Annotated in this window: 21 protein-coding genes, 2 tRNA genes and 1 pseudogene; 3 read left to right on the top strand and 21 right to left on the bottom strand. The window is 59.5% G+C overall.

Annotated elements, in window-relative coordinates:
* Positions 1–57: 57 nt before the first annotated feature.
* A tRNA-Val gene (locus LJ360_RS09145) sits at positions 58–134 on the top strand.
* 822 nt (positions 135–956) lie between these two features.
* Here the strand turns inward: LJ360_RS09145 and LJ360_RS09140 are convergent.
* The 5 genes from LJ360_RS09140 to dapA form a co-directional block, all read right to left on the bottom strand.
* The gene (locus LJ360_RS09140; RefSeq protein ID WP_264995895.1) at positions 957–1,964 is read right to left on the bottom strand and encodes an NAD-dependent epimerase; all 1,008 of its coding nucleotides are present in this window, start codon (positions 1,962–1,964) and stop codon (positions 957–959) included.
* Between the two features lie 102 nt (positions 1,965–2,066).
* The gene (locus LJ360_RS09135; RefSeq protein ID WP_091853747.1) at positions 2,067–2,798 is read right to left on the bottom strand and encodes a TIGR04219 family outer membrane beta-barrel protein; all 732 of its coding nucleotides are present in this window, start codon (positions 2,796–2,798) and stop codon (positions 2,067–2,069) included.
* A 76-nt stretch (positions 2,799–2,874) separates the two neighbouring features.
* The gene (gene purC / locus LJ360_RS09130) at positions 2,875–3,591 is read right to left on the bottom strand and encodes a phosphoribosylaminoimidazolesuccinocarboxamide synthase (RefSeq protein ID WP_091853745.1); all 717 of its coding nucleotides are present in this window, start codon (positions 3,589–3,591) and stop codon (positions 2,875–2,877) included.
* Positions 3,592–3,664: 73 nt separating this feature from the next.
* Positions 3,665–4,741 carry an outer membrane protein assembly factor BamC gene (gene bamC, locus LJ360_RS09125; protein WP_264995894.1) on the bottom strand — a complete coding sequence of 359 codons (1,077 nt, stop codon included), beginning with the start codon at positions 4,739–4,741 and terminating at the stop codon, positions 3,665–3,667.
* A complete protein-coding gene (gene dapA / locus LJ360_RS09120) occupies positions 4,742–5,620 on the bottom strand; it encodes a 4-hydroxy-tetrahydrodipicolinate synthase (protein ID WP_091853741.1) in 879 nt (292 codons plus the stop codon).
* Between the two features lie 74 nt (positions 5,621–5,694).
* On the opposite strand from dapA, the gene LJ360_RS09115 reads away from it, so the two are divergent.
* The gene (locus LJ360_RS09115; RefSeq protein ID WP_264995893.1) at positions 5,695–6,165 is read left to right on the top strand and encodes a peroxiredoxin; all 471 of its coding nucleotides are present in this window, start codon (positions 5,695–5,697) and stop codon (positions 6,163–6,165) included.
* Between the two features lie 49 nt (positions 6,166–6,214).
* Here the strand turns inward: LJ360_RS09115 and LJ360_RS09110 are convergent, their stop codons facing one another.
* A complete protein-coding gene (locus LJ360_RS09110; RefSeq protein ID WP_091853739.1) occupies positions 6,215–7,291 on the bottom strand; it encodes an AI-2E family transporter in 1,077 nt (358 codons plus the stop codon).
* Between the two features lie 9 nt (positions 7,292–7,300).
* Positions 7,301–7,534, bottom strand: a complete 234-nt coding sequence (locus tag LJ360_RS09105; protein ID WP_091853737.1) for a sulfurtransferase TusA family protein — start codon at positions 7,532–7,534, stop codon at positions 7,301–7,303.
* A gap of 99 nt (positions 7,535–7,633) precedes the next feature.
* Here LJ360_RS09105 and LJ360_RS09100 point away from each other — a divergent pair, with 99 nt between their 5' ends.
* Positions 7,634–9,106, top strand: a complete 1,473-nt coding sequence (locus tag LJ360_RS09100; RefSeq protein ID WP_264995892.1) for a M48 family metalloprotease — start codon at positions 7,634–7,636, stop codon at positions 9,104–9,106.
* 70 nt (positions 9,107–9,176) lie between these two features.
* Here the strand turns inward: LJ360_RS09100 and nadA are convergent, their stop codons facing one another.
* From nadA to ruvC, 14 genes and pseudogenes are all read right to left on the bottom strand, one after another.
* Entirely contained in the window at positions 9,177–10,238 is a 1,062-nt protein-coding gene (gene nadA / locus LJ360_RS09095) for a quinolinate synthase NadA (RefSeq protein ID WP_264995891.1), read from the bottom strand.
* A gap of 207 nt (positions 10,239–10,445) precedes the next feature.
* Positions 10,446–10,521: transfer RNA gene (locus LJ360_RS09090), tRNA-Lys, on the bottom strand.
* A gap of 47 nt (positions 10,522–10,568) precedes the next feature.
* A complete protein-coding gene (ybgF, locus tag LJ360_RS09085; protein ID WP_091853848.1) occupies positions 10,569–11,339 on the bottom strand; it encodes a tol-pal system protein YbgF in 771 nt (256 codons plus the stop codon).
* Positions 11,340–11,423: 84 nt separating this feature from the next.
* Positions 11,424–11,993: a peptidoglycan-associated lipoprotein Pal gene (pal, locus tag LJ360_RS09080; RefSeq protein WP_264995890.1), complete on the bottom strand. Its 570-nt coding sequence runs from the start codon at positions 11,991–11,993 to the stop codon at positions 11,424–11,426.
* Between the two features lie 58 nt (positions 11,994–12,051).
* A complete protein-coding gene (locus LJ360_RS19895; RefSeq protein WP_320108792.1) occupies positions 12,052–12,267 on the bottom strand; it encodes a hypothetical protein in 216 nt (71 codons plus the stop codon).
* Positions 12,234–13,349 (bottom strand): Tol-Pal system protein TolB, encoded by a 1,116-nt coding sequence (locus LJ360_RS09075; RefSeq protein WP_320108791.1) that lies wholly within the window; start codon positions 13,347–13,349, stop codon positions 12,234–12,236. The genes LJ360_RS19895 and LJ360_RS09075 overlap by 34 nt, the downstream gene beginning before the upstream one ends.
* Positions 13,350–13,434: 85 nt before the next feature.
* Positions 13,435–13,632: a cell envelope integrity protein TolA gene (locus tag LJ360_RS09070; protein ID WP_264995889.1), complete on the bottom strand. Its 198-nt coding sequence runs from the start codon at positions 13,630–13,632 to the stop codon at positions 13,435–13,437.
* The gene (tolA, locus tag LJ360_RS09065; protein ID WP_264995888.1) at positions 13,623–14,531 is read right to left on the bottom strand and encodes a cell envelope integrity protein TolA; all 909 of its coding nucleotides are present in this window, start codon (positions 14,529–14,531) and stop codon (positions 13,623–13,625) included. Before tolA ends, LJ360_RS09070 begins: the two co-directional genes overlap by 10 nt.
* 3 nt (positions 14,532–14,534) lie before the next feature.
* Positions 14,535–14,987, bottom strand: a complete 453-nt coding sequence (gene tolR / locus LJ360_RS09060; RefSeq protein WP_264995887.1) for a protein TolR — start codon at positions 14,985–14,987, stop codon at positions 14,535–14,537.
* Positions 14,988–15,013: 26 nt separating this feature from the next.
* Positions 15,014–15,643, bottom strand: a complete 630-nt coding sequence (gene tolQ, locus LJ360_RS09055; protein ID WP_413774422.1) for a protein TolQ — start codon at positions 15,641–15,643, stop codon at positions 15,014–15,016.
* Between the two features lie 66 nt (positions 15,644–15,709).
* The gene (locus LJ360_RS09050) at positions 15,710–16,183 is read right to left on the bottom strand and encodes a YbgC/FadM family acyl-CoA thioesterase (RefSeq protein WP_245742663.1); all 474 of its coding nucleotides are present in this window, start codon (positions 16,181–16,183) and stop codon (positions 15,710–15,712) included.
* Between the two features lie 34 nt (positions 16,184–16,217).
* Positions 16,218–17,202, bottom strand: a pseudogene (gene ruvB / locus LJ360_RS09045) (Holliday junction branch migration DNA helicase RuvB); the annotation flags it as partial.
* Positions 17,203–17,396: 194 nt separating this feature from the next.
* Positions 17,397–18,014, bottom strand: coding sequence for a Holliday junction branch migration protein RuvA (gene ruvA, locus LJ360_RS09040; protein ID WP_264995886.1), 618 nt, complete (start codon positions 18,012–18,014; stop codon positions 17,397–17,399).
* Positions 18,015–18,076: 62 nt separating this feature from the next.
* Positions 18,077–18,640, bottom strand: coding sequence for a crossover junction endodeoxyribonuclease RuvC (ruvC, locus tag LJ360_RS09035; RefSeq protein WP_264995885.1), 564 nt, complete (start codon positions 18,638–18,640; stop codon positions 18,077–18,079).
* Positions 18,641–18,656 lie beyond the last annotated feature (16 nt).

Here is an 18,656-nt window from a genome sequence, read left to right as displayed (position 1 = left end):
AGGGAAAACGGTTGACCATCCCGGTCCGGATCAGTATATTTCCTCCCCGTTGAACACAGGACCATAGCTCAGTTGGTTAGAGCGCTGCCTTGACATGGCAGAGGTCGGCAGTTCAAATCTGCCTGGTCCTACCAGATTCCTGAAAGCCCTCGCTCCTCACGGACGGGGGCTTTTTTGTCCGAGTAGCGTTCGGTTCGCGAATGGTTTGGCCCCCAACCGGGCTTGCGCCCCCGTTTCATTTGACCTATTCCAGGGCACCGACCACACTTCTTCTGCATGATGTTTTAAACGCGATTGAATTTGCCCACCTTTTCATCAGGAGGATGTCATGGCGCACAAGCAGATCCAGACTCCATCAGCCCAGACGGCTGGCATCGCCACGCTGATACTAGGGCTTATCGGACTTGCCGCAGGGATATGGTATTACCGGGAGCACACCGCCACGAGATCGCAACGGCTGAGACGCCAAGCCAACCGCCAGCTTCGCAGGGCGGAAAGGAAACTGCGCCGCTGACGGCCGGGGCCCTGGCTTACCAAGGCTCAAAGACGCTGTTCTCTGACTGTTTTAACAGCAGTTACCCGAAGACTTTCCACCTAAATACCTGACCTGCTCATGCCTGAGCCCAACCCGGCCCAGGGTCTTCCCGCCAGAGGGCCTGGGGACCTTTCTTCGAAACAGTCAGAAAACAGGGTTTTCGTTTCGAAGAAAGGTCCCCAGGCCCGGTCTGCCAGAATCGCACCCGTTGCGAACCTTCAGACATATTATCTGGAGTTGGTGCAAAACGCCGAAGGCCCGGCACCCCCTTCCGAAACGAGAACCCTGTTCTCTGACTGTTTCGGAAGGGGGTGCCGGGCCTCCGGCTATCAGGCTTCCTGCTTGCCTGCTTTTTACATCAGGTTGTGGATGAATACGGCAAGTACGGCGATTGGCATTACATAACTCAGGAGGTTGCCCGCTACACGCCGTAGAACGCACGATACCAGTCGACGAAACGACCAAGGCCTTCTTCAAGGGAGGTTTCCGGTTTATAGCCGACGTCGGCAATCAGTGAGTCGACATCGGCGTAAGTCGCGGGAACATCGCCAGGCTGCATTGGCAGGTAGTTCTTTTCGGCGGTCTTGCCGGTCTTTTCCTCGATGATTTCGATAAACCGGGACAGCTCTGCCGGGTTGTTGCTGCCGATGTTGTAAAGCCTGTACGGCCCCTTACTGCTGGCGGCGTCCGGGTGCAGGCCGCTCCAGTGGGGGTTGGGCTGGGCCACATGGTCAAGGGTTCTGACCACACCTTCGACGATGTCATCGATGTAAGTGAAGTCGCGCTTGTGGTGGCCAAAGTTAAAGACGTCGATGGGCTCCCCCGCCAGGATCTTGCGGGTGAAGATAAACGGCGCCATATCCGGCCGCCCCCAGGGACCATAAACGGTAAAAAACCGCAGGCCGGTGGTAGGCAACTGGTACAGGTGGCTGTAGGTATGAGCCATCAGTTCATTGGCTTTCTTGGAGGCTGCGTACAGGCTCACCGGATGGTCCACGTTGTCCTGCACCGAGAACGGCATGGTCTCGGTGGCTCCGTAGACGGAGCTGCTCGAGGCATAGACCAGGTGCTCTACCCGGTTATGGCGACAGCCTTCAAGGATGTTCATGAATCCCACCAGGTTGGAATCCACATAGGCATTGGGGTTCTCGATGGAGTACCGCACACCGGCCTGGGCAGCCATGTGAGCGACCCGCTGCGGCTGGTGTAGCCGGAACAGCGCCGCCATTGCCTCCCGGTCGGCAATATCCTGACGGACCTCGGTAAACCCCTGGAAGTCACGCAGACCTTCGAGTCGGGCTTCCTTCAGCCGGGTATCATAGTAGTTATTGACGTTATCGACGCCAATGACTTCGTCGCCCCGCTCCAGCAAACGCCGAGCGAGGTGGAATCCGATAAATCCGGCGGTGCCGGTGACAAGAATTTTCAAGGCGTTGACCCTGTTCCCTGATGACTCTTTCGCCAGCGGGCTGCTCCCGTCCTTCGCGGCGGTGGCAGGCTTCGCTGGCTCTCCTTATTTAACTGACCGGGATCAGAAGCTGAACCCGACGCTGGCAAACGGACCACCGATGTCGATATCGAGGCGGTCGTCGCCGTCTTCGTAATCAACGGCCATCTCCCGGTAGCCCGCCCGGAGCTGGAGACCGGCAACAGCATACTGGCCGTAAATGTCATAATCGTACACGGAATCACCGCTGTAACTAATGACATTACCATTAACACCGACAGATACGCCGGTGAGGGGAAGGTCAAACCTGGCGGCGGCGTAAACCATGGGAATAACCGCGTCCACCTCAGTGGTACTGCGGGTCAGATCAGCCACATCCACGATCTCCAGTTTCGCATCCAGGTCGCGGGCGGTCAGCCCCAGGTCCAGGTTGACCCAGTTGTCCAGCACTTCGTAGTACAGCGTAAGGTCGGTCTGACGCCAGTCGAGGCTGGAGTCCACCGAGGCCCCGGCAGGAATATTGTCATAGCCGTTATCCAGTTCACCGCGCCCGGTCTGGTCAACTTTTACATAGCTGAGGCGGACATTTGGCAAAAGCGGAACCGGGTGCTCCAGAAATGCGCTAAGGTTGGCCTCGGTGTTGTTGCTGAGGTCCAGCTCGTTCTCAACGTTAACCCGGTCACCACCTTTGGAGGACTTACCTGAAAGGTCAGAATCCCAGTAGCCGATGCTGGCCCCAAAGCCCAGCACGTCAGACTGGGCGGCTGGAACCACTGCAATGGCGGACAGCATCACGGCAGATCGGATCAGTTTCATAGGCGGGTCTCCCCTGCGTGGAATGCGTTACAGATACGGTGTAAAACAAAGGGGCCCGGTGGCCCCTCTATTGTGATTATTCGTCGAAGTTGATGCCGAGACGCCGGCCAACCTCTTCGTAGGTCTCGATGACCTCGCCGAGCCCCTGGCGGAAGCGGTCCTTGTCCATCTTCTTGCGGGTTTCCCGGTCCCAGATACGACAACCATCCGGACTGAACTCGTCCCCCAGCACGATGCGGCCTTCACTGCGGCCAAATTCAAGCTTGTAGTCCACCAGCAGCATGCCGGCATCTGCGAACAGGGCCTTGAGGACGTCGTTTACCTGGTAGGTCAGGCGCTTCATTTCCGCCAACTCTTCGGCGGTGGCCCAGCCAAAGGTTATCGCCAGCGACTCGTTCACCATGGGGTCATGGAGCTCATCGTTCTTGAGGAACAGCTCGTAGGTAGGCGGATTCAGGTCCTGCCCTTCTTCCACGCCCAGGCGACGACACAGGCTACCGGCGGACACATTACGTACCACGCACTCCACCGGAATCATTTCCAGCTTCTTGACCAGGGACTCCGTCGGCGACAGCAGTCCCTCGAAATGGGTGGGGATGCCAGCGGCTTCGAGCTTTTCCATAACAAAGGCGTTGAACCGGTTGTTCACCATACCCTTGCGGTTCAACTGCTCTTTTTTCTGGCCATCAAAGGCCGAGGTGTCATCCCGGAACACCAGGACGAAGCGGTTCGGATCGTCTGTGGTAAAAACAGACTTGGCCTTGCCCGCGTAGAGTTCTTTGCGCTTTTCCATATCGGTCTCCGGCAGCCGACGCCCGTGGGGCGATCGACTAGCGTCTTTGTTCATGCCAGCGTCACGCCGGCCATCAATAGAGGTAATCGTAAAGCCGCGTAATCAGTGAGCGGGAATAGTTGCCACCGTTATAGTCATCGGCCCGCTCCGCGGTCACCACGACTGATCCGTCCTGTTCGCTGAGCAGGATACGGTTGGTCGCTTCCGGCGCCACTTCGTCACCGGCGAACCAGCTGGTCAGCCAGCCACGACGGCGATCCTCTTCCGGGCGTCCATCCACCAGGAAATAACCAGCACTCTGGTCCAGATCCAGCACCGGGATATTCTCGTCTTGCAGGACCCGGCGAATCTCGCTCCACACCCGCCCGAAAGGCAGGTCAACGGCAATGGCCTGGTCCCGCTCGGCCGTGGCTTCGAGCAGGGTCACCCTCGGCTCACTACCCATGGCCAGGGCGGCCCGGGAGTATGAACGGCTGTCCTCGCGGGACTGCAGGAACGACGACAGGTTCTCCAGCAGGTCTTCTTCCAACCCCTGGTCCAGGGATTCGTCCTGCCAGGGCATTAACCCACCCGGCGCGCCGGCTACCGTGCGGGGCCGAACCTGCACTTCGGTAGTCTTGCGACGGACGCCAGGGGCCAGGCGAACCTGCACCACGATTCTTGACTCGTCTTCGGTGGCTTCGCCGAGGCCGACCAGGTCACGGGCGCGACGGCTGAAATTAACGATCTCGCTCTGCATCAACCCAAGCTGGGTACTCTCTTCCGCCACAGCCAGTCCGGTTTCATTCATCCATGTCACCACGGCAGGCCAGATACGACCGGGCACATCGTTGACCAGCAACCATGACTGGTCATCGACGGATTCAACAACATAGTTCTCGTCAAGGATTTCGGCCGTCAGGTCCGGCGGCTGAGGCACCTGATTGGCGAGGGTGGCAGAACCTTCCACATCGCGAATCGGGAATTCGGCGCGCTGCCTGGGGAGCGGCTGACCGTCGATGCCCTTCAGTGCACGGGACTGCTCGGCGGTCGCATAGTCGTCCGACCGGTCATTAATCAGGCTGCAGCCACTGAACAGCAAGCCGGTCATGGCAACGGCCAGCATGGCCGCCCGGGGACGGAAGTCTATTGTGCTGGAACGCTCGGTCATTCAGATTACGCCTGCCGCCTGTAGAGCTTCTTCGACCTCACCATGGAACTTTTCGCTGAGGGGCGTCAGAGGTAGCCGGATACCGGTGTCAATCTGCCCCATGCGCTGAAGGGCCCACTTGACAGGAATCGGATTGGCTTCCAGGAACAGTTTACGGTTCAGCGGTTCAAGGATGCCGTTGAGTCGCTCGGTTTCCTCACGGTTGCCGCCTATGGCCGCCTCGCATAACTGGGACATCAGCCGGGGGGCCACATTGGCCGTTACCGAAACGTTACCCTTGCCGCCCGCCAGCATGAGCTCTGCCGCCGTGGCATCATCACCAGAGTAAACAGCCAGCCTGCCCTCGACGGCCTTGATCAGCTCGACACCCCGGGGGATGTTGCCGGTAGCATCCTTGATGCCCACGATATTGGGAATGTCCGCGAGCCGCTCTACCGTCTCATTAAGCATGTCACAGGCTGTGCGCCCGGGAACGTTGTAGAGAATCTGGCTGACGCCGGGCACCGACTCGGCAATGGTCTTGAAGTGCCGGTACAGACCTTCCTGGGTCGGCTTGTTGTAGTACGGAACCACCAACAGACAGGCATCAGCGCCGAGCTTTTCTGCCTCCGAAGTCAGTGCGATGGCCTCGTGGGTAGAGTTGCCGCCTGTGCCGGCAATCACCGGAATCCTGCCCGCCGTCCGTTTGATGATCTTCTCGATCACCTTGAGATGCTCTTCAGGGGTCAGGGTGGCTGACTCGCCAGTGGTACCGACAGCAACAATGCCGTGGGTGCCGTTTTCAAGGTGAAAGTCCACCAGGGCGTCCAGTTGCTCCCAGTGGATGCTGCCATCCGGGTGCATGGGCGTCACCAGAGCGACAAGGCTTCCAGTAATCATAAGGACTCCGTGCAGATAAAACGGTTATGGTAATCTTGGGTGTCAACCGACACAAGGGAAACAAGGGAGAAGCCATGGCAAAGCCAGAACTTGACCAGATTGTTCAGGATTTCGAAGCACCGGCCACCGGAGACCAGACAATACGGCTGTCAGACTTCCGCGATAGCCACAATGTTGTCATCTATTTCTATCCCAAGGACAACACCCCCGGCTGCACCTCTGAAGGCCAGGATTTCCGTGATCTCCACGACCAGTTCCAGGCCCACGACACCGTCATTTTCGGTGTTTCCCGGGACGGGCTCAAGGCCCACGAGAACTTTCGGGCAAAATACGAGTTCCCGTTCCAGCTGATCTCCGACAAGGACGAATCTGTCTGTGGCCTGTTCGATGTCATCAAACTCAAAAAGCTCTACGGAAAGGAGTACATGGGCATCGATCGCAGCACGTTCCTGATCGACAAGGAAGGACGCCTGCGCAAGGAATGGCGGGGCGTAAAGGTAAAGGGGCACGCCCAGGAAGTACTTGAGGCGGTCAAGGCCTTGTAACCGTCACGGCCCGGCTTGCCACAAGGCTGGCCGGGCCTTCCGCCGCAGCTTACTGACCACGGCGGCCTGGCAAGGGTTCCGGATGGACCGGCCAGGCAGCAAACACGGCCTTGACCATCGTCGCCAGGGGTATTGCGAAAAACACCCCCCATAGGCCCCAGATACCCCCGAAGAACAGAACCGCGATAATAATCACCACCGGGTGCAGATTATTGACCTCCGAGAACAGCAGCGGCACCAGCACGTTTCCGTCGAGGGCCTGGATAATACCGTAAGCCACCATCACCCAGATGAAGTGCGATCCCCAGCCGAAGGCAAACAACGCAATCATGGCAACCGGCAGCGTAACGACCGCCGCGCCAATGTATGGAATGACAACGCTCAACCCAACCAGCAGTGAAAGCAGTGCAGCGTAGGGAACCCCGAGAATCTTGAACGTCACGAACGTAACCCCGCCCACGATCAGGATCTCCACGGCCTTGCCGCGCACATAGTTGGCACACTGCTGATTCACTTCCTGCCAGATCTGACTCATCATCGGGCGCTGGCTTGGCAGCAACCGGGCGATCGCCCTGAGGATCTGCCGACGGTCCTTGAGGAAGAAGAACACCAGGATGGGCACCAGAACCAGGTAAATGAGCAGCCCCAGAAGGTCAGGGATACTGCCAAGGGAAAAAGACACCAGCCACTGGGTCAGGTTGCCCGCCTCGGCAGCCACCTGGTGGTAGAAGTCGTTCACCGCCTCAATGGAAATCAGGTTTGGATACTGTTCAGGCAAAAGCTCAAGATATGTGCGCATCTCCCTGAAAATTCTGGGAGCTTCTGTGGCAAGGGAGGCGAGCTGGGTCCACACCAGCGGCATCAGGCCAAACAGGAAACCCGCCAGGGTCCCCATGAAGACCACAAAAACACCGGTAATTGACAGCAGCTCCGGAACGCCCCACTGGGTCAGACGGGTTACCAGGCCCTGCAGGATAAAGGCGATAATGACAGAGGCGATAACCGGTGCCAGCATGGCCCCGAAGAAAATAATGGCGAGAACGCCACCTACCAGCAGCAGGAACAGGATGACCGCTTCGTCATCTGAAAAATATTTATGGGCTATGCCACGGAGAATACGAACCATTATCCTGTCTTACTCCTGTCCACCAACACGAATCACGAAACGATAACGCCCCCCGGAATCGTCACTGCTGACCAGCGAGTGGGGCGTGTGGGACAACCAGGCGGGAATATCCCGAGCCGAGCCCGGATCGGTCGCCAACACCTCAAGCTGCTGCCCTGGCGCCATGGTGCCAATCTGCAACTTGGCCTTCAGCAATGGCATTGGGCATCGCAGCCCGGTAGCATCAAGGGTAATATCAACCATGGGCGCGAATGAACCTTCCTGACATGGATTACAGGGACACCATTATGCCCATGCACCCTGCTACTTGCATCGTTTTATGCGGAGTTTAACGACCAAGGTATGACTTTCGATTGCTCTTGCCATAACCGGCCAGGAAAACGCCTGCTGGCGCTGGCCATGATCCTGGTCATGGTACTCGCCCCCCTTGCGGCCTCAAGGGCACAGCAGCGAGATCTGCCGTCTATTGGCGGCCTGGGAGGCGGGCTGTTGTCTGACCGCATGGAGGAGGATATCGGTCGTCAGGTCATGGCTTCCATACGCCGCTCTGCCAGTCAGATACACGATCCCCTGGTGGCCGAATACCTCACCTCCGTTGTCTATCGCCTGGTGCCTTACACACCGGTCAGTAACCGCGAGCTCACGATCGTGGTCATTGATAATCCGGCCATCAATGCTTTTGCGGTGCCGGGCAATATCGTTGGTGTTAACGGCGGACTGTTTCTCCATGCCCGCACTGAGCAGCAGTTCGGATCTGTAATGGCCCACGAACTGGCCCACCTCAGTCAACGCCATTTTGCACGCCGCCTCGAGCAGCAGGAACGCTCGGCCCCCCTTACCGCAGCCGGCATTATTGCCGGCATTGTACTTACCGCGGTCACCGGCTCTGATGCAGGCATTGCGGCTATCATGGGTACCCAGGCCCTCTCGGTACAGAACATGCTCGCCTACAGCCGCGCCCACGAACAGGAAGCGGACCGGGTCGGCCTGGACATCATGGCGGACGCTGGCCTTGATCCGAGGGGCATGCCTGAGATGTTCGAGGTAATGATGCGCCAGAGCCGGCTGCAGGGAAATCGGCCACCAGAATACCTTTCAACCCACCCGCTGACGGAGTCCCGGGTATCCGATACGCGCAGCCGTGCAGAACAGTACGCAGCAAGTGGTGCCAGCGACACCCTTGAGTACCACCTGGTCCGGTCGCGTCTGCAGGTTCGCTATGCACGCAATCTCGGCGAGGCCATTGAAGCTTTCGAGGCTTACCTGAAAGAACCGAATGCCGGCCAGAAGGACGCCGCACGCTATGGCCTGGCCGTTGCCCTGCTGGCGGACGGGCAACACGCCCGCGCACGGACGCTACTGGAAGATCTTCTGGAACAAAGTCCTCACCGCATCACTTACCAGGTAACACTGGCAGAGGCTCTCCAGGCCCAGGGCAACCTGGCGGAGGCACGGCAACTGATGGAGAGAGCCCTGCAGCGCAACCCGGGCAACTACCCGATCATGGACCGGTTGGCTCTCATCGAGATCGAGGCAGGCAACGGCAGCCAGGCCGCTGACTACCTGCGGACCCTGACCCGGGACCACCCACAGCGGGAAAATCTCTGGCTACGGCTGGCCGAAGCGGAAGGCATGGCCCGGAACATTGTGGGTGTGCATCGGGCCAGGGCCGAGTACGACATACTGACGGGAGACCTGGAAGCGGCACAGCGCCAGCTACGCCAGGCCCAGGAACGGGTGCCAGCTACAGCCCCGCTGCGCCAGGTGATATCCGAACGACTGACAGAAGTCAGTCGCCGGCTCAGCCAGTCATAGCGCTGCCTGGTCCATGACACTCAGCGCAGGAAGGCCCTGCGCGGAACATGGATTACGTCGAGGTCGTGAATCAGGCGTTTCCAGCCGCCTTCAGGTTCATGTTGGCGGTAAAGTCCAGCATGCGACGCAAGGGCCGCAGGGCGTCTTCACGCAGGGTCTCATCCACATGGACTTCCTGGGTACCCTGCTCCAGCACCTGCAACAGGTTTTCCAGCCCATTCATCGCCATCCAGGGGCAATGGGCGCAGCTGCGGCAGGTAGCCCCGTTACCCGCGGTAGGGGCCTCGATGAGCGTCTTGTTAGGGGCCAGCTGCTGCATCTTGTAGAAGATGCCGTTATCAGTCGCCACGATAAAACGCTCATTCGGAAGTGACTGTACCGCATGGATCAGCTGCGAGGTGGAGCCGACCACATCTGCCATGTCCACCACGGCTTCCGGTGATTCCGGATGCACCAGGACGGCAGCATCGGGGTACAGGGCCTTGAGGTCCTCAAGGCCACGATACTTGAATTCCTCGTGGACAATGCAGGAGCCATCCCATAGCAGCATGTCGGCACCAGTGGTGCGCTGGATGTAGTTGCCCAGGTGCTTGTCTGGCGCCCACAGGATTTTCTCACCCCGGGCATCCAGGTCCTCCACGATGGCCTGGGCGCAACTGGAGGTAACCACCCAGTCTGCCCTCGCCTTTACCGCGGCAGAGGTATTGGCATAAACCACCACGGTACGGTCCGGATGCTGATCGCAGAACTCTGCGAACTCATCCGCCGGACAACCGATATCCAGCGAGCAGGTAGCCTCCAGGGTGGGCATCAGCACCCGCTTTTCCGGGTTCAGGATCTTGGCGGTTTCACCCATGAAGCGCACACCTGCCACCACCACGGTGGAAGCCGGGTGACGGTTACCAAACCGTGCCATTTCCAGGGAGTCCGCGACACAGCCGCCTGTCTCTTCAGCGAGGCGCTGGATATCCGGATCCGTGTAATAGTGCGCGACGAGTACCGCATCCTGCTCCTTGAGTGCCTCGCGGATGCGGGATTCCAGCTGGGCCTTCTCCTCGTCGCTGAGGGGCTTGGGCTCCGCCTTGTGGGCCAGGTATTCCTGGACCAGGATACGATCTTCAAGTCGAGTCATGGTTGTGTCTCTGTTGTTACGCCTGATGCTGGCAGTATATCACCCTTGCCGGGTTGTCACCCTCCTGCCACAGACCTGCAATCTGCCTCATGGATAAATGGAGGGTTGCCAGTACCTACCTTGTTTTATGAGGTTTTTCGGGCAAAAAAAAAGAGCCCGAAGGCTCTTTTTTACAGCAGGCGGATGATCCGGATCAACCTGCCCTATTGGTGGGTCGTGAAGGATTCGAACCTTCGACCAATTGGTTAAAAGCCAACTGCTCTACCAACTGAGCTAACGACCCAAAGGAGGCGCATATAGTACGGATTTTTTTGGGGTGATCAACCCCTTTTAACTCGCGCCCAGATATTTTTTTGCGAGGTTGGCTGCCTGGCTGGCGCCATATTGATCAACTACCCGCCTCATGTACCTTTCCGCCTGTTCCTTGTCACCCATCCTGTCGTGGACCACGCCAAGTTTGTAAAGGGCGTCCGGCGCCTTGCGATGATCCTGGTAACGGGTCGCCACGATGGTGAAGGCCTGCTTGGCCTGCTCCAACTGGGGCTTAACCAGGTAAACCTCACCGAGCCAGTAATAGGCGTTGACCGTCAGGTCGCCCTCCGGGTACTCCGAGACGAAGTCATAAAGCTCGCCAATCGCCTGGTCGTAGGCCTTCTGCTCCTGGATAAGGTTCTGGATGCGGTCGTAGGCCTGACGCTCCTCCTGTGAAGGCTGGCGATATTCCCGACTGACGGTCTGGGGCTGCTGACGCTCCTGTTTAGCGGGAGCTGCTGTGCTGCCAGGCGGCGATGCAGCGCCGGCTCGCGATTGTTCGCGTTTCTCAGACAGGTCCAGCAGGCGCTGGTCCAGGTCAATGTAGCGTTCACGGGACTGCCGGGTGAGGCGGTCCAGCTGATTCTGCTGCTGTTCGATTTCTCCCCGGAGATCACGGACCTCCTGCTGAAGCCGCTCAATCATGAAAAACAACTCAGCGTTGCCCTGATTGCCAGCGGCCTGACGGCGGGCTTCAGACTGGTTGTTCTGGTACGCCGGCGTGGAAGACTGTGCCAGGGCACCTGTAGACACCGCCAGCGCCATGGCCGTCACGAGAAGCTTTCTCATGGGTACACCTATCTTTTCAGTCGGACGGTGCTGCTGCCTTCCCGGGCGTTTTCTCCCATTGAAGGCAGCAGACCTGTGCCGATCTTAACGGAAGATCAGTTCCACACGGCGGTTCTGGGCCCAGGCACTTTCGTTGGAACCCATGGCCGCCGGCTTTTCCTCACCGTAGCTGACGGTTTCGATCTGGCCACGATCCGCGCCATTGACCACCAGGAAGCGCTGCACAGCGTTGGCTCGACGCTCACCCAGGGCCAGGTTGTATTCCTTGGTGCCACGCTCATCGGTGTGGCCTTCGAGACGAACATTCACGTTCGGATTGCTGGCCAGGTAACGGGCATGGGCTGCCAGTACATCGCGGGATTCCATCTTGATTTCAGAGGTGTCGAAATCGAAGTAGAACGTTGTGATACGGCGCAGTGACGCCTCGTCACCGCCCTCACCCCGTGCTTCGGCTTCACGCCGCTCCCGCTCACGAAGCTCGTCAGATGAGATACCGCCGTCATCGTCGCTGCCATAAACAGAGGCTCCGCCTTCCTGGTCAACGGCTGACATTTCCTCATCGGTCATCGGCTCTTCACCGGTGGTGCTACAACCAGCCACCAGACCCAGTGAGAGAACCAGGGCAAATGCAGTCTTCTTCATGATGATGTTCATAGAACGTCCTTCTGGTTTGGTTTTCAGTTCCTGTTTTATCGAGCTGCCGGACTGTCACCTATCGGAGGATGGGGGACCAGGCCGGCTCACGTACATCGCCCCGGGCCGCCGGCAGGGTATAGGCAGCACCACCATCGGCAGAGATGACGGTAAGCACGCTGTCGTTACCCTGTCGGGTTGCGTATATCAGCATACGGCCATTGGGCGCGATACTGGGTGATTCATCCATTCCGGTGCGGGTCAGCACCTGTTCGTTGCCGGTATCCAGTTCCATGCGGGCGATATGAAAGGCGCCCTCACGTTGATGGACATAGTAGAGATACTCGCCATCCGGGCTGAACCTGGCGCCCGCGTTGTAGCGGCCGCCAAAGGTGACTCGCCGCGGCGATGCGTTTTCGCTGTCCTTGATATAGATTTGCGGCCCGCCGGACCGGTCGAGGTGAAGGCCAAGCCTTCGCCGTCCGGATGCCAGGCACCCTCGGTATCAATGCCCCAGTGATCCGTCAAGCGCGTCAGCGACCGGGAATCAATGTCCAGTTTATATACCTCGGCATTACCGGAACGGGACAGGGTTACCAGCAGTGAACGCCCGTCCGGGGACCAGTCCGGCGCCGAGTTCAGGCCAGGGAATGAGGCGACGGCGCTCCGCTTGCCACTGGCAAGTTCGTGGACGAAGATTTGCGGCTTGCCACTTTCAAAAGAAACGTAGGCGAGTCGCTTGCCGTCCGGCGACCAGTCCGGGGAGAGGATCGGCTCACGACTCTCCAGACGCACACTCGCCCGGCGTCCATCCACATCGCTCACCTGCAGTCGGTAGCGGGGCTTGCCCCCCTGGTCATCCACGGTGACGTAGGCCAGCTTGGTGGAGAACACCCCGGGCTCGCCGGTCAGGGCCTCGTATACCTTGTCACTGATATGGTGCGCCAGCGAACGGATATTGTTCACCGACGTGCTCGATGACTCGCCGAGCAGTCGCCGCTCTCCGTTAACATCAAACAGCTCGTAGCGTGCACGGACCCTGTCCCCCTCCCGGCTGACATTACCCACCAGCAGATATCGCTGACCCAGCATGCGCCAGTCCCGGAAGAAGACATCGTCGCCGCTGGTGGGCAGGCTCAACATACGGTCAGCCGCCAGCGGATCGAATTCACCGGTCATCTCCAGGTTATTACGGATGATGTTGCTTACATTGTCACCCGCCGGAAGGTCGCCGGACTGACCAAAGGGCACCACCGCCACCGGTACTGCCTCACCAGCGCCCTTGGTAACACGGATCATCAGCTCTGCCCGGGCGCTGGTGGCCAGCGCCACCAACAATGCCAGCGCCGCCGGTAATGCAATCAGCCTGCGCCACATAACAGGCACCTGTACTGGTTGTCTCATTCTGGCCTCACCATCCTGTCTGCGGTTTTCATTTCGGGGATCCGGCACATCAGCACCGTCAGACCTCCGGTTCAAAGCGGATTGTAAACTGGCGGAAATACCGGTCGAAGGTATCCCGGCTGTCCGGTATCGGGTACCGGTTGATTGCCCTGGCCGCGCTGATGGCCGAGTTGTCAAACGCCCGGTTACCACTGCTTTCGACGACGTCTACCGACTGAAGTTCACCACTGGGCAAAAGCGTCAGCCTCAGCACCACGCCCATACCCTCACGGGCAGAGGACGGCGGGTACCAGGCGCCGTGCAGCGCGTCCTGATCAGGGACTCATACCTGGACCTCTCATTGAGCATCTGGGTTTCCCGGGCCCGTGCTGCGGCTGCCTCCTGGCGACGACGCTCTTCCGCTATCCTTGCCTCCTCGGCTTCCCGGGCCATCTGCTCAAGCTGCTGTTCCCGCTGCTTCCTGGCCTCTTCCTGACGCTGGCGCTCAGCCTCTTCCTGTCGGCGACGTTCTTCTTCCTCGCGCTGGCGCTCGGCTTCCTGGCGGCGGCGCTCCTCTTCTTCCTTGCGCTGCTGTTCCTGGCGCTTGCGCTCTTCCTCGGCGCGCCGTTCCGCCTCTTCCCTGGCCTTGCGTTCTTCCTCGGCACGGCGCTCCGCTTCTTCCTGTGCCTTGCGCTCCTGCTCCGCTTTCTGCCGTGCCTGCTCTTCAGCCTCCGCCTCGGCTTTTTGCCTGGCGGCCTCTTCGGCCTCAAGAGCCTTGCGTTCACGCTCCCGCGCCGCCGCCTCCTGCTGGCGCTGCTGTTCCTGGCGCTCCTGCTCACGCCGGCGAGCTTCTTCCTGCTCCTGCTGGCGCTGCTGTTCCGCAATTCTCCGTTGCTCGGCTTCCTGCTCCTGCTGCCTTTCTTCGGCCGGGTCAGGCTGCTGCTGTTCCGGCTCGGGCTGCGGCGGTGGCGATGTGTTTTCCGCAGGCGGCACAGCTTCCGGGGATACCAGCCGCGCCGAAATGCTGGGTTCCGGCGGCTCTTCCATTGGTGTTATCCAGTGCCAGCTCACCAATGTGATCACCACGATCACACCGTGCAGCAGCAAAGACAGGATGACCGGCGATGTCCACGCCGGACGGCTTTCCTTCAGCTCTTCGCGTCGTGGATCCGTCACTGATTAACCACCTGTCCCGTCAGTCTCTTCCGCTTCGGTTATCAGGCCTACGTTGGTTGCGCCAGCCTGCTGCAATACGGACATTAACCGCACCACGGTTCCGTACTGTACGTTCTGGTCACCCCGCACCAGTACTTCCCGGTTGCTGCGACCAGCCATGATTTTGCTGACCTGCTCCCGTACCCGCTCCAGGGGCATGGGATCGCTGCCCTCATCACCCACCTGAAGGAAATAGGCGCCATTGGCATCTACCGACACCACCACTGACTCGGTTTCCTTCTCGGCCTGTATCGGGTCCGACGTGGTTTCCGGCAAGTCCACCTTGACCCCCTGCGTCAGCATGGGCGCCGTGACCATAAAGATCACCAACAGCACCAGCATGACGTCAATGTACGGCACCACGTTGATCTCGGACATGGGCTTGCGGCGCACGGACTGCATCATTCCGCCTTTCATGTCATACCCTCCTGTCAGCCGGGCCTTCAGCCCTGAGCGGTGCCACCATTGCCGTGAACGCGACGATGAAGGATGCTTGAGAACTCTTCCGCAAAGGTTTCATAGTTCTTCAGTAGGGCGTCTGACATGGCCGAGAACCGGTTGTAGGCAATAACAGCTGGAATAGCAGCGAACAGCCCCATGGCAGTAGCAATCAGCGCCTCGGAAATACCCGGCGCAACCGTAGCCAGTGTGGCCTGCTGGACCGTTGCCAGCCCGCGGAACGAGTTCATGATGCCCCACACAGTACCGAACAGGCCGACATACGGACTGGTGGAACCCACCGTAGCCAGGAATGGCAGATGGGTTTCAAGACGTTCCTGTTCACGGGAGAACGCGACCCTCATGGCGCGCTGGGCACCTTCCATGACGGCGTCGGCATCCCGACTTTGCTGGCGCAGACGCGAGAATTCACGGAAACCGGCCCGGAAAACGGACTCCATGCCGGAATATGGAGTCGGGTTGGCATTCACCTCCCGGTAAAGCTGCCCAAGATCCATGCCGGACCAGAATTGTTCCTCGAACGCCAGCTGGGATCGCTTTGCCTTTCGGAACACCTGGACGCGCTGGAAAATCAGCGCCCAGGAAACAACTGATGCCAGTGCCAGCAACAGCATGACCAGCTGTACCAGCGGGCCCGCCTGGGCAATGAGGTGCCATACAGAGAGTTCTGAATCCACCGTTTACTCCTGATGTGTTTGCAATGATGGCTTTGATGCCAGGTGCTGCTGGAGCAGCTGGCCCAGATCTTCAGGCAACCGACGTGGTCGGCCGCTATCCAGGGCGACGCAGGCAACACGCACGGAAGCTCGGGCCAGTGGCCGTTCCTCACCTTTTCGAGTCACTTTCTGGTCAAACTCCATCCACACCCGGCCAGCGTTCACCAGGTCCGCCGTGACCTCAAGCTCGTCATCCAGGTACGCCGGTGCGGCATAGTGAATGGACAGCTTCTGGACCACGTAGCTGATATTGTCGCCCAGCCCGGATCGCAGCCCTACACCACGGTGGCGGACCCACTCGGTACGGGCGCGCTCCATGTAGTGAAGGTACTTCGCGTGGAAGACGATGCCCCCTGCATCTGTGTCCTCAATATAGACACGAATGGGCAAGAAATAGGGTTCCAGTGCCTGTGCCGAGTCATTACTGCTGACCGTCAAGGAGATCCTCCTGGTGTGATGATCGGGGCGTGGTGCCAAAATGCAGATAGGCGCTGCTGGTAACCATCCGCCCGCGGGGCGTGCGCACCATGAACCCCTGCTGAATCAGGAACGGCTCAAGCACATCCTCGATCGTGCCCCGCTCCTCACTGATCGCAGCCGCCAGGCTGTCCACTCCTACCGGGCCGCCATCGAACTTCTCGATCATGGCCAGCAGCAGGCGCCGGTCCATATGGTCAAAGCCTTCGTTGTCCACTTTCAACATATTCAGCGCCTGGTCGGCGATATCGGCGCTGATGGTGCCGTCACCCTTCACCTCGGCGTAGTCCCTTACACGCCTCAACAACCGATTGGCGATGCGCGGCGTGCCACGGGAGCGACGGGCGATTTCATAGGCGCCGGCTTCCTCGATGGCAACCCGGGACAGGGCCGCCGAGCGTAGAACGATAGAGGTAAGGTCACGGGTATTGTAAAACTCCAGCCGCTGGACAATGCCAAAGCGGTCCCGCAAGGGAGAGGTCAACAGCCCCGCGCGGTGGTGGCGCCCACCAGGGTGAAAGGCGGCAGGTCCAGCTTGATGGAACGGGCGGCAGGCCCCTCCCCGATCATGATATCGAGCTGGTAATCTTCCATCGCCGGATAGAGCACTTCCTCCACCGCCGCATTCAGGCGATGGATTTCATCGATAAAGAGCACATCCCCCTGCTCCAGGTTGGTCAGGAGGGCGGCCAGGTCGCCAGCCTTTTCCAGCACGGGCCCGAGGTGGTTTTGATGGCCACGCCCATTTCATTGGCAATAATGTTGGCAAGGGTGGTCTTGCCCAGACCGGGCGGACCGAAGATCAGGGTGTGGTCCAGGGCCTCATCCCGGGCCCGGGCAGCGGAGATAAAGATCTCCATTTGCTCCCGCACTGTGGGTTGGCCCACATAATCTTCCAGGCGATGGGGCCGGATGGCCCGGTCGTAGACTTCTTCCTGAAGTCCGGCCTGGGGAGAAATCAGTCGATCAGATTCAATCATGTAAAGACTCGTTACAGGTTTCCACCATCATACCTGTGTTCGGATGAATTGTTCATCCGCCCTGACCGTCACGTCCGGCGACCGGGACCGGATTCGGTCAACCGTTAACCCGGACACATTGTACGGTCAGTAGTATGCCTGTCACGTTACGCTCTTTACACATTCATTGCGGGGTGCAATCAGTTAGACGGTGGTCAACTGGCAGGAATCATGGCCTTCAGGGCCTGGCGTATCAGCTCTTCCCGGCTCATGCCCTCGGCAGCTACCCGATTGATAGCCCGGGAGGCTTCCTGGGGCTTGTAACCCAACGCAATGAGCGCTGCCTCGGCTTCTTCACCGGCATCCGGTTGCCGCGGCAATGACTTTTCAGCAACGGGGGCAGCACTATTGGGAACGAACTGCCCTTCCAACTGGCCGATCCGGTCGCCCATATCGATCAGCAGCCGCTCGGCGGTCTTTTTGCCCACACCCGGCAGTTTGACCAGGGCGCTGGCGTCCCGCTGCTCGACGCAGCGGATAAACTGGTCCGCTTCCAGGCCGGACAGAATGCCCACCGCCAGTTTGGGACCCACCCCGTTTACCTTGATCAGCAGACGGAACAGGTCCCGGTCCAGTCGACTGGCAAAGCCATACAGGCTCTGGGCATCCTCACGCACTGCGAAATGGGTGTGGAGGATCACCTCCTGGCCGGGCTCCGGCAACTGGAAGAAGGTGCTGTAGGGAATGTCCACTTCATATCCGAGGCCCGCTGCTTCCACCAGGGCCTGGCCCGGCTGCTTTTCAATCAGGGTACCGCGCAGTCGTCCAATCACCGGTCGTGAACTCCGTTATCAATGTGGGTTAGCCGAATCATGCGTCAGGGCTTCTGGCGAAGTTAACGCATCCGACCGCCGCGGACACGCCCCCGGGGCGCAACACCCTGTCCAGGCAGTTCGGAGAGCGAACGCCCCCCTCCTGTGAGTCGGGCGACACTCTGGCTCATGTGTGCATGGCACAAAGCAATGGCGAGCGCATCCGCTGCATCAGCCTGGGGTTTGCGCTCCAGTCCGAGGATGGCCTGGACCATGTGCTGAACCTGGGATTTGTCCGCCCCACCCTTCCCCACCACTGCCTGTTTGACCTGGCGGGCGGAGTATTCGTGCACTGGCAGGCCTGAATTGGCCGCACTCACAATGGCGACGCCCCGGGCCTGACCCAGTTTGAGGGCCGAATCAGGATTGCGGGCCATGAAAACCTGCTCAATGGCAAACTCGTCGGGACGGAATTCGGCAATGAGGGTGGCCAGGCCCTGGAAAATCACCTGCAGGCGTTCCGCCATGGGCCGTTCACCCATACGGATACAGCCGCTATCGAGGTAGTCGGTATGGCGACCGGTTACTCGTATGATGCCGTAACCGGTAATCCGGGACCCGGGATCCACACCGAGAATAATCGCCATCTGCCACTGCCTCTGT

It is taken from the genome of Marinobacter sp. AN1, assembly GCF_026013985.1.
In the GTDB taxonomy this organism is placed as follows: Bacteria; Pseudomonadota; Gammaproteobacteria; order Pseudomonadales; family Oleiphilaceae; genus Marinobacter; species Marinobacter segnicrescens.
This window is presented reverse-complemented; position numbering and strand designations above follow the sequence as displayed.

What these genes read in the sequence shown, in the direction of transcription:
- LJ360_RS09135 (WP_091853747.1), bottom strand. Translation starts at nt 2,798, where the DNA reads ATGAAACTGATCCGATCTGCCGTGATGCTGTCCGCCATTGCAGTGGTT.
- purC (WP_091853745.1), bottom strand. Translation starts at nt 3,591, where the DNA reads ATGGAAAAGCGCAAAGAACTCTACGCGGGCAAGGCCAAGTCTGTTTTT.
- bamC (WP_264995894.1), bottom strand. Translation starts at nt 4,741, where the DNA reads ATGACCGAGCGTTCCAGCACAATAGACTTCCGTCCCCGGGCGGCCATG.
- dapA (WP_091853741.1), bottom strand. Translation starts at nt 5,620, where the DNA reads ATGATTACTGGAAGCCTTGTCGCTCTGGTGACGCCCATGCACCCGGAT.
- LJ360_RS09115 (WP_264995893.1), top strand. Translation starts at nt 5,695, where the DNA reads ATGGCAAAGCCAGAACTTGACCAGATTGTTCAGGATTTCGAAGCACCG.
- LJ360_RS09110 (WP_091853739.1), bottom strand. Translation starts at nt 7,291, where the DNA reads ATGGTTCGTATTCTCCGTGGCATAGCCCATAAATATTTTTCAGATGAC.
- LJ360_RS09105 (WP_091853737.1), bottom strand. Translation starts at nt 7,534, where the DNA reads ATGGTTGATATTACCCTTGATGCTACCGGGCTGCGATGCCCAATGCCA.
- LJ360_RS09100 (WP_264995892.1), top strand. Translation starts at nt 7,634, where the DNA reads ATGACTTTCGATTGCTCTTGCCATAACCGGCCAGGAAAACGCCTGCTG.
- nadA (WP_264995891.1), bottom strand. Translation starts at nt 10,238, where the DNA reads ATGACTCGACTTGAAGATCGTATCCTGGTCCAGGAATACCTGGCCCAC.
- ybgF (WP_091853848.1), bottom strand. Translation starts at nt 11,339, where the DNA reads ATGAGAAAGCTTCTCGTGACGGCCATGGCGCTGGCGGTGTCTACAGGT.
- pal (WP_264995890.1), bottom strand. Translation starts at nt 11,993, where the DNA reads ATGAACATCATCATGAAGAAGACTGCATTTGCCCTGGTTCTCTCACTG.
- LJ360_RS19895 (WP_320108792.1), bottom strand. Translation starts at nt 12,267, where the DNA reads ATGGAACTGGATACCGGCAACGAACAGGTGCTGACCCGCACCGGAATG.
- LJ360_RS09075 (WP_320108791.1), bottom strand. Translation starts at nt 13,349, where the DNA reads ATGTGGCGCAGGCTGATTGCATTACCGGCGGCGCTGGCATTGTTGGTG.
- tolR (WP_264995887.1), bottom strand. Translation starts at nt 14,987, where the DNA reads ATGAAAGGCGGAATGATGCAGTCCGTGCGCCGCAAGCCCATGTCCGAG.
- tolQ (WP_413774422.1), bottom strand. Translation starts at nt 15,643, where the DNA reads ATGCTGTTGCTGGCACTGGCATCAGTTGTTTCCTGGGCGCTGATTTTC.
- ruvC (WP_264995885.1), bottom strand. Translation starts at nt 18,640, where the DNA reads ATGGCGATTATTCTCGGTGTGGATCCCGGGTCCCGGATTACCGGTTAC.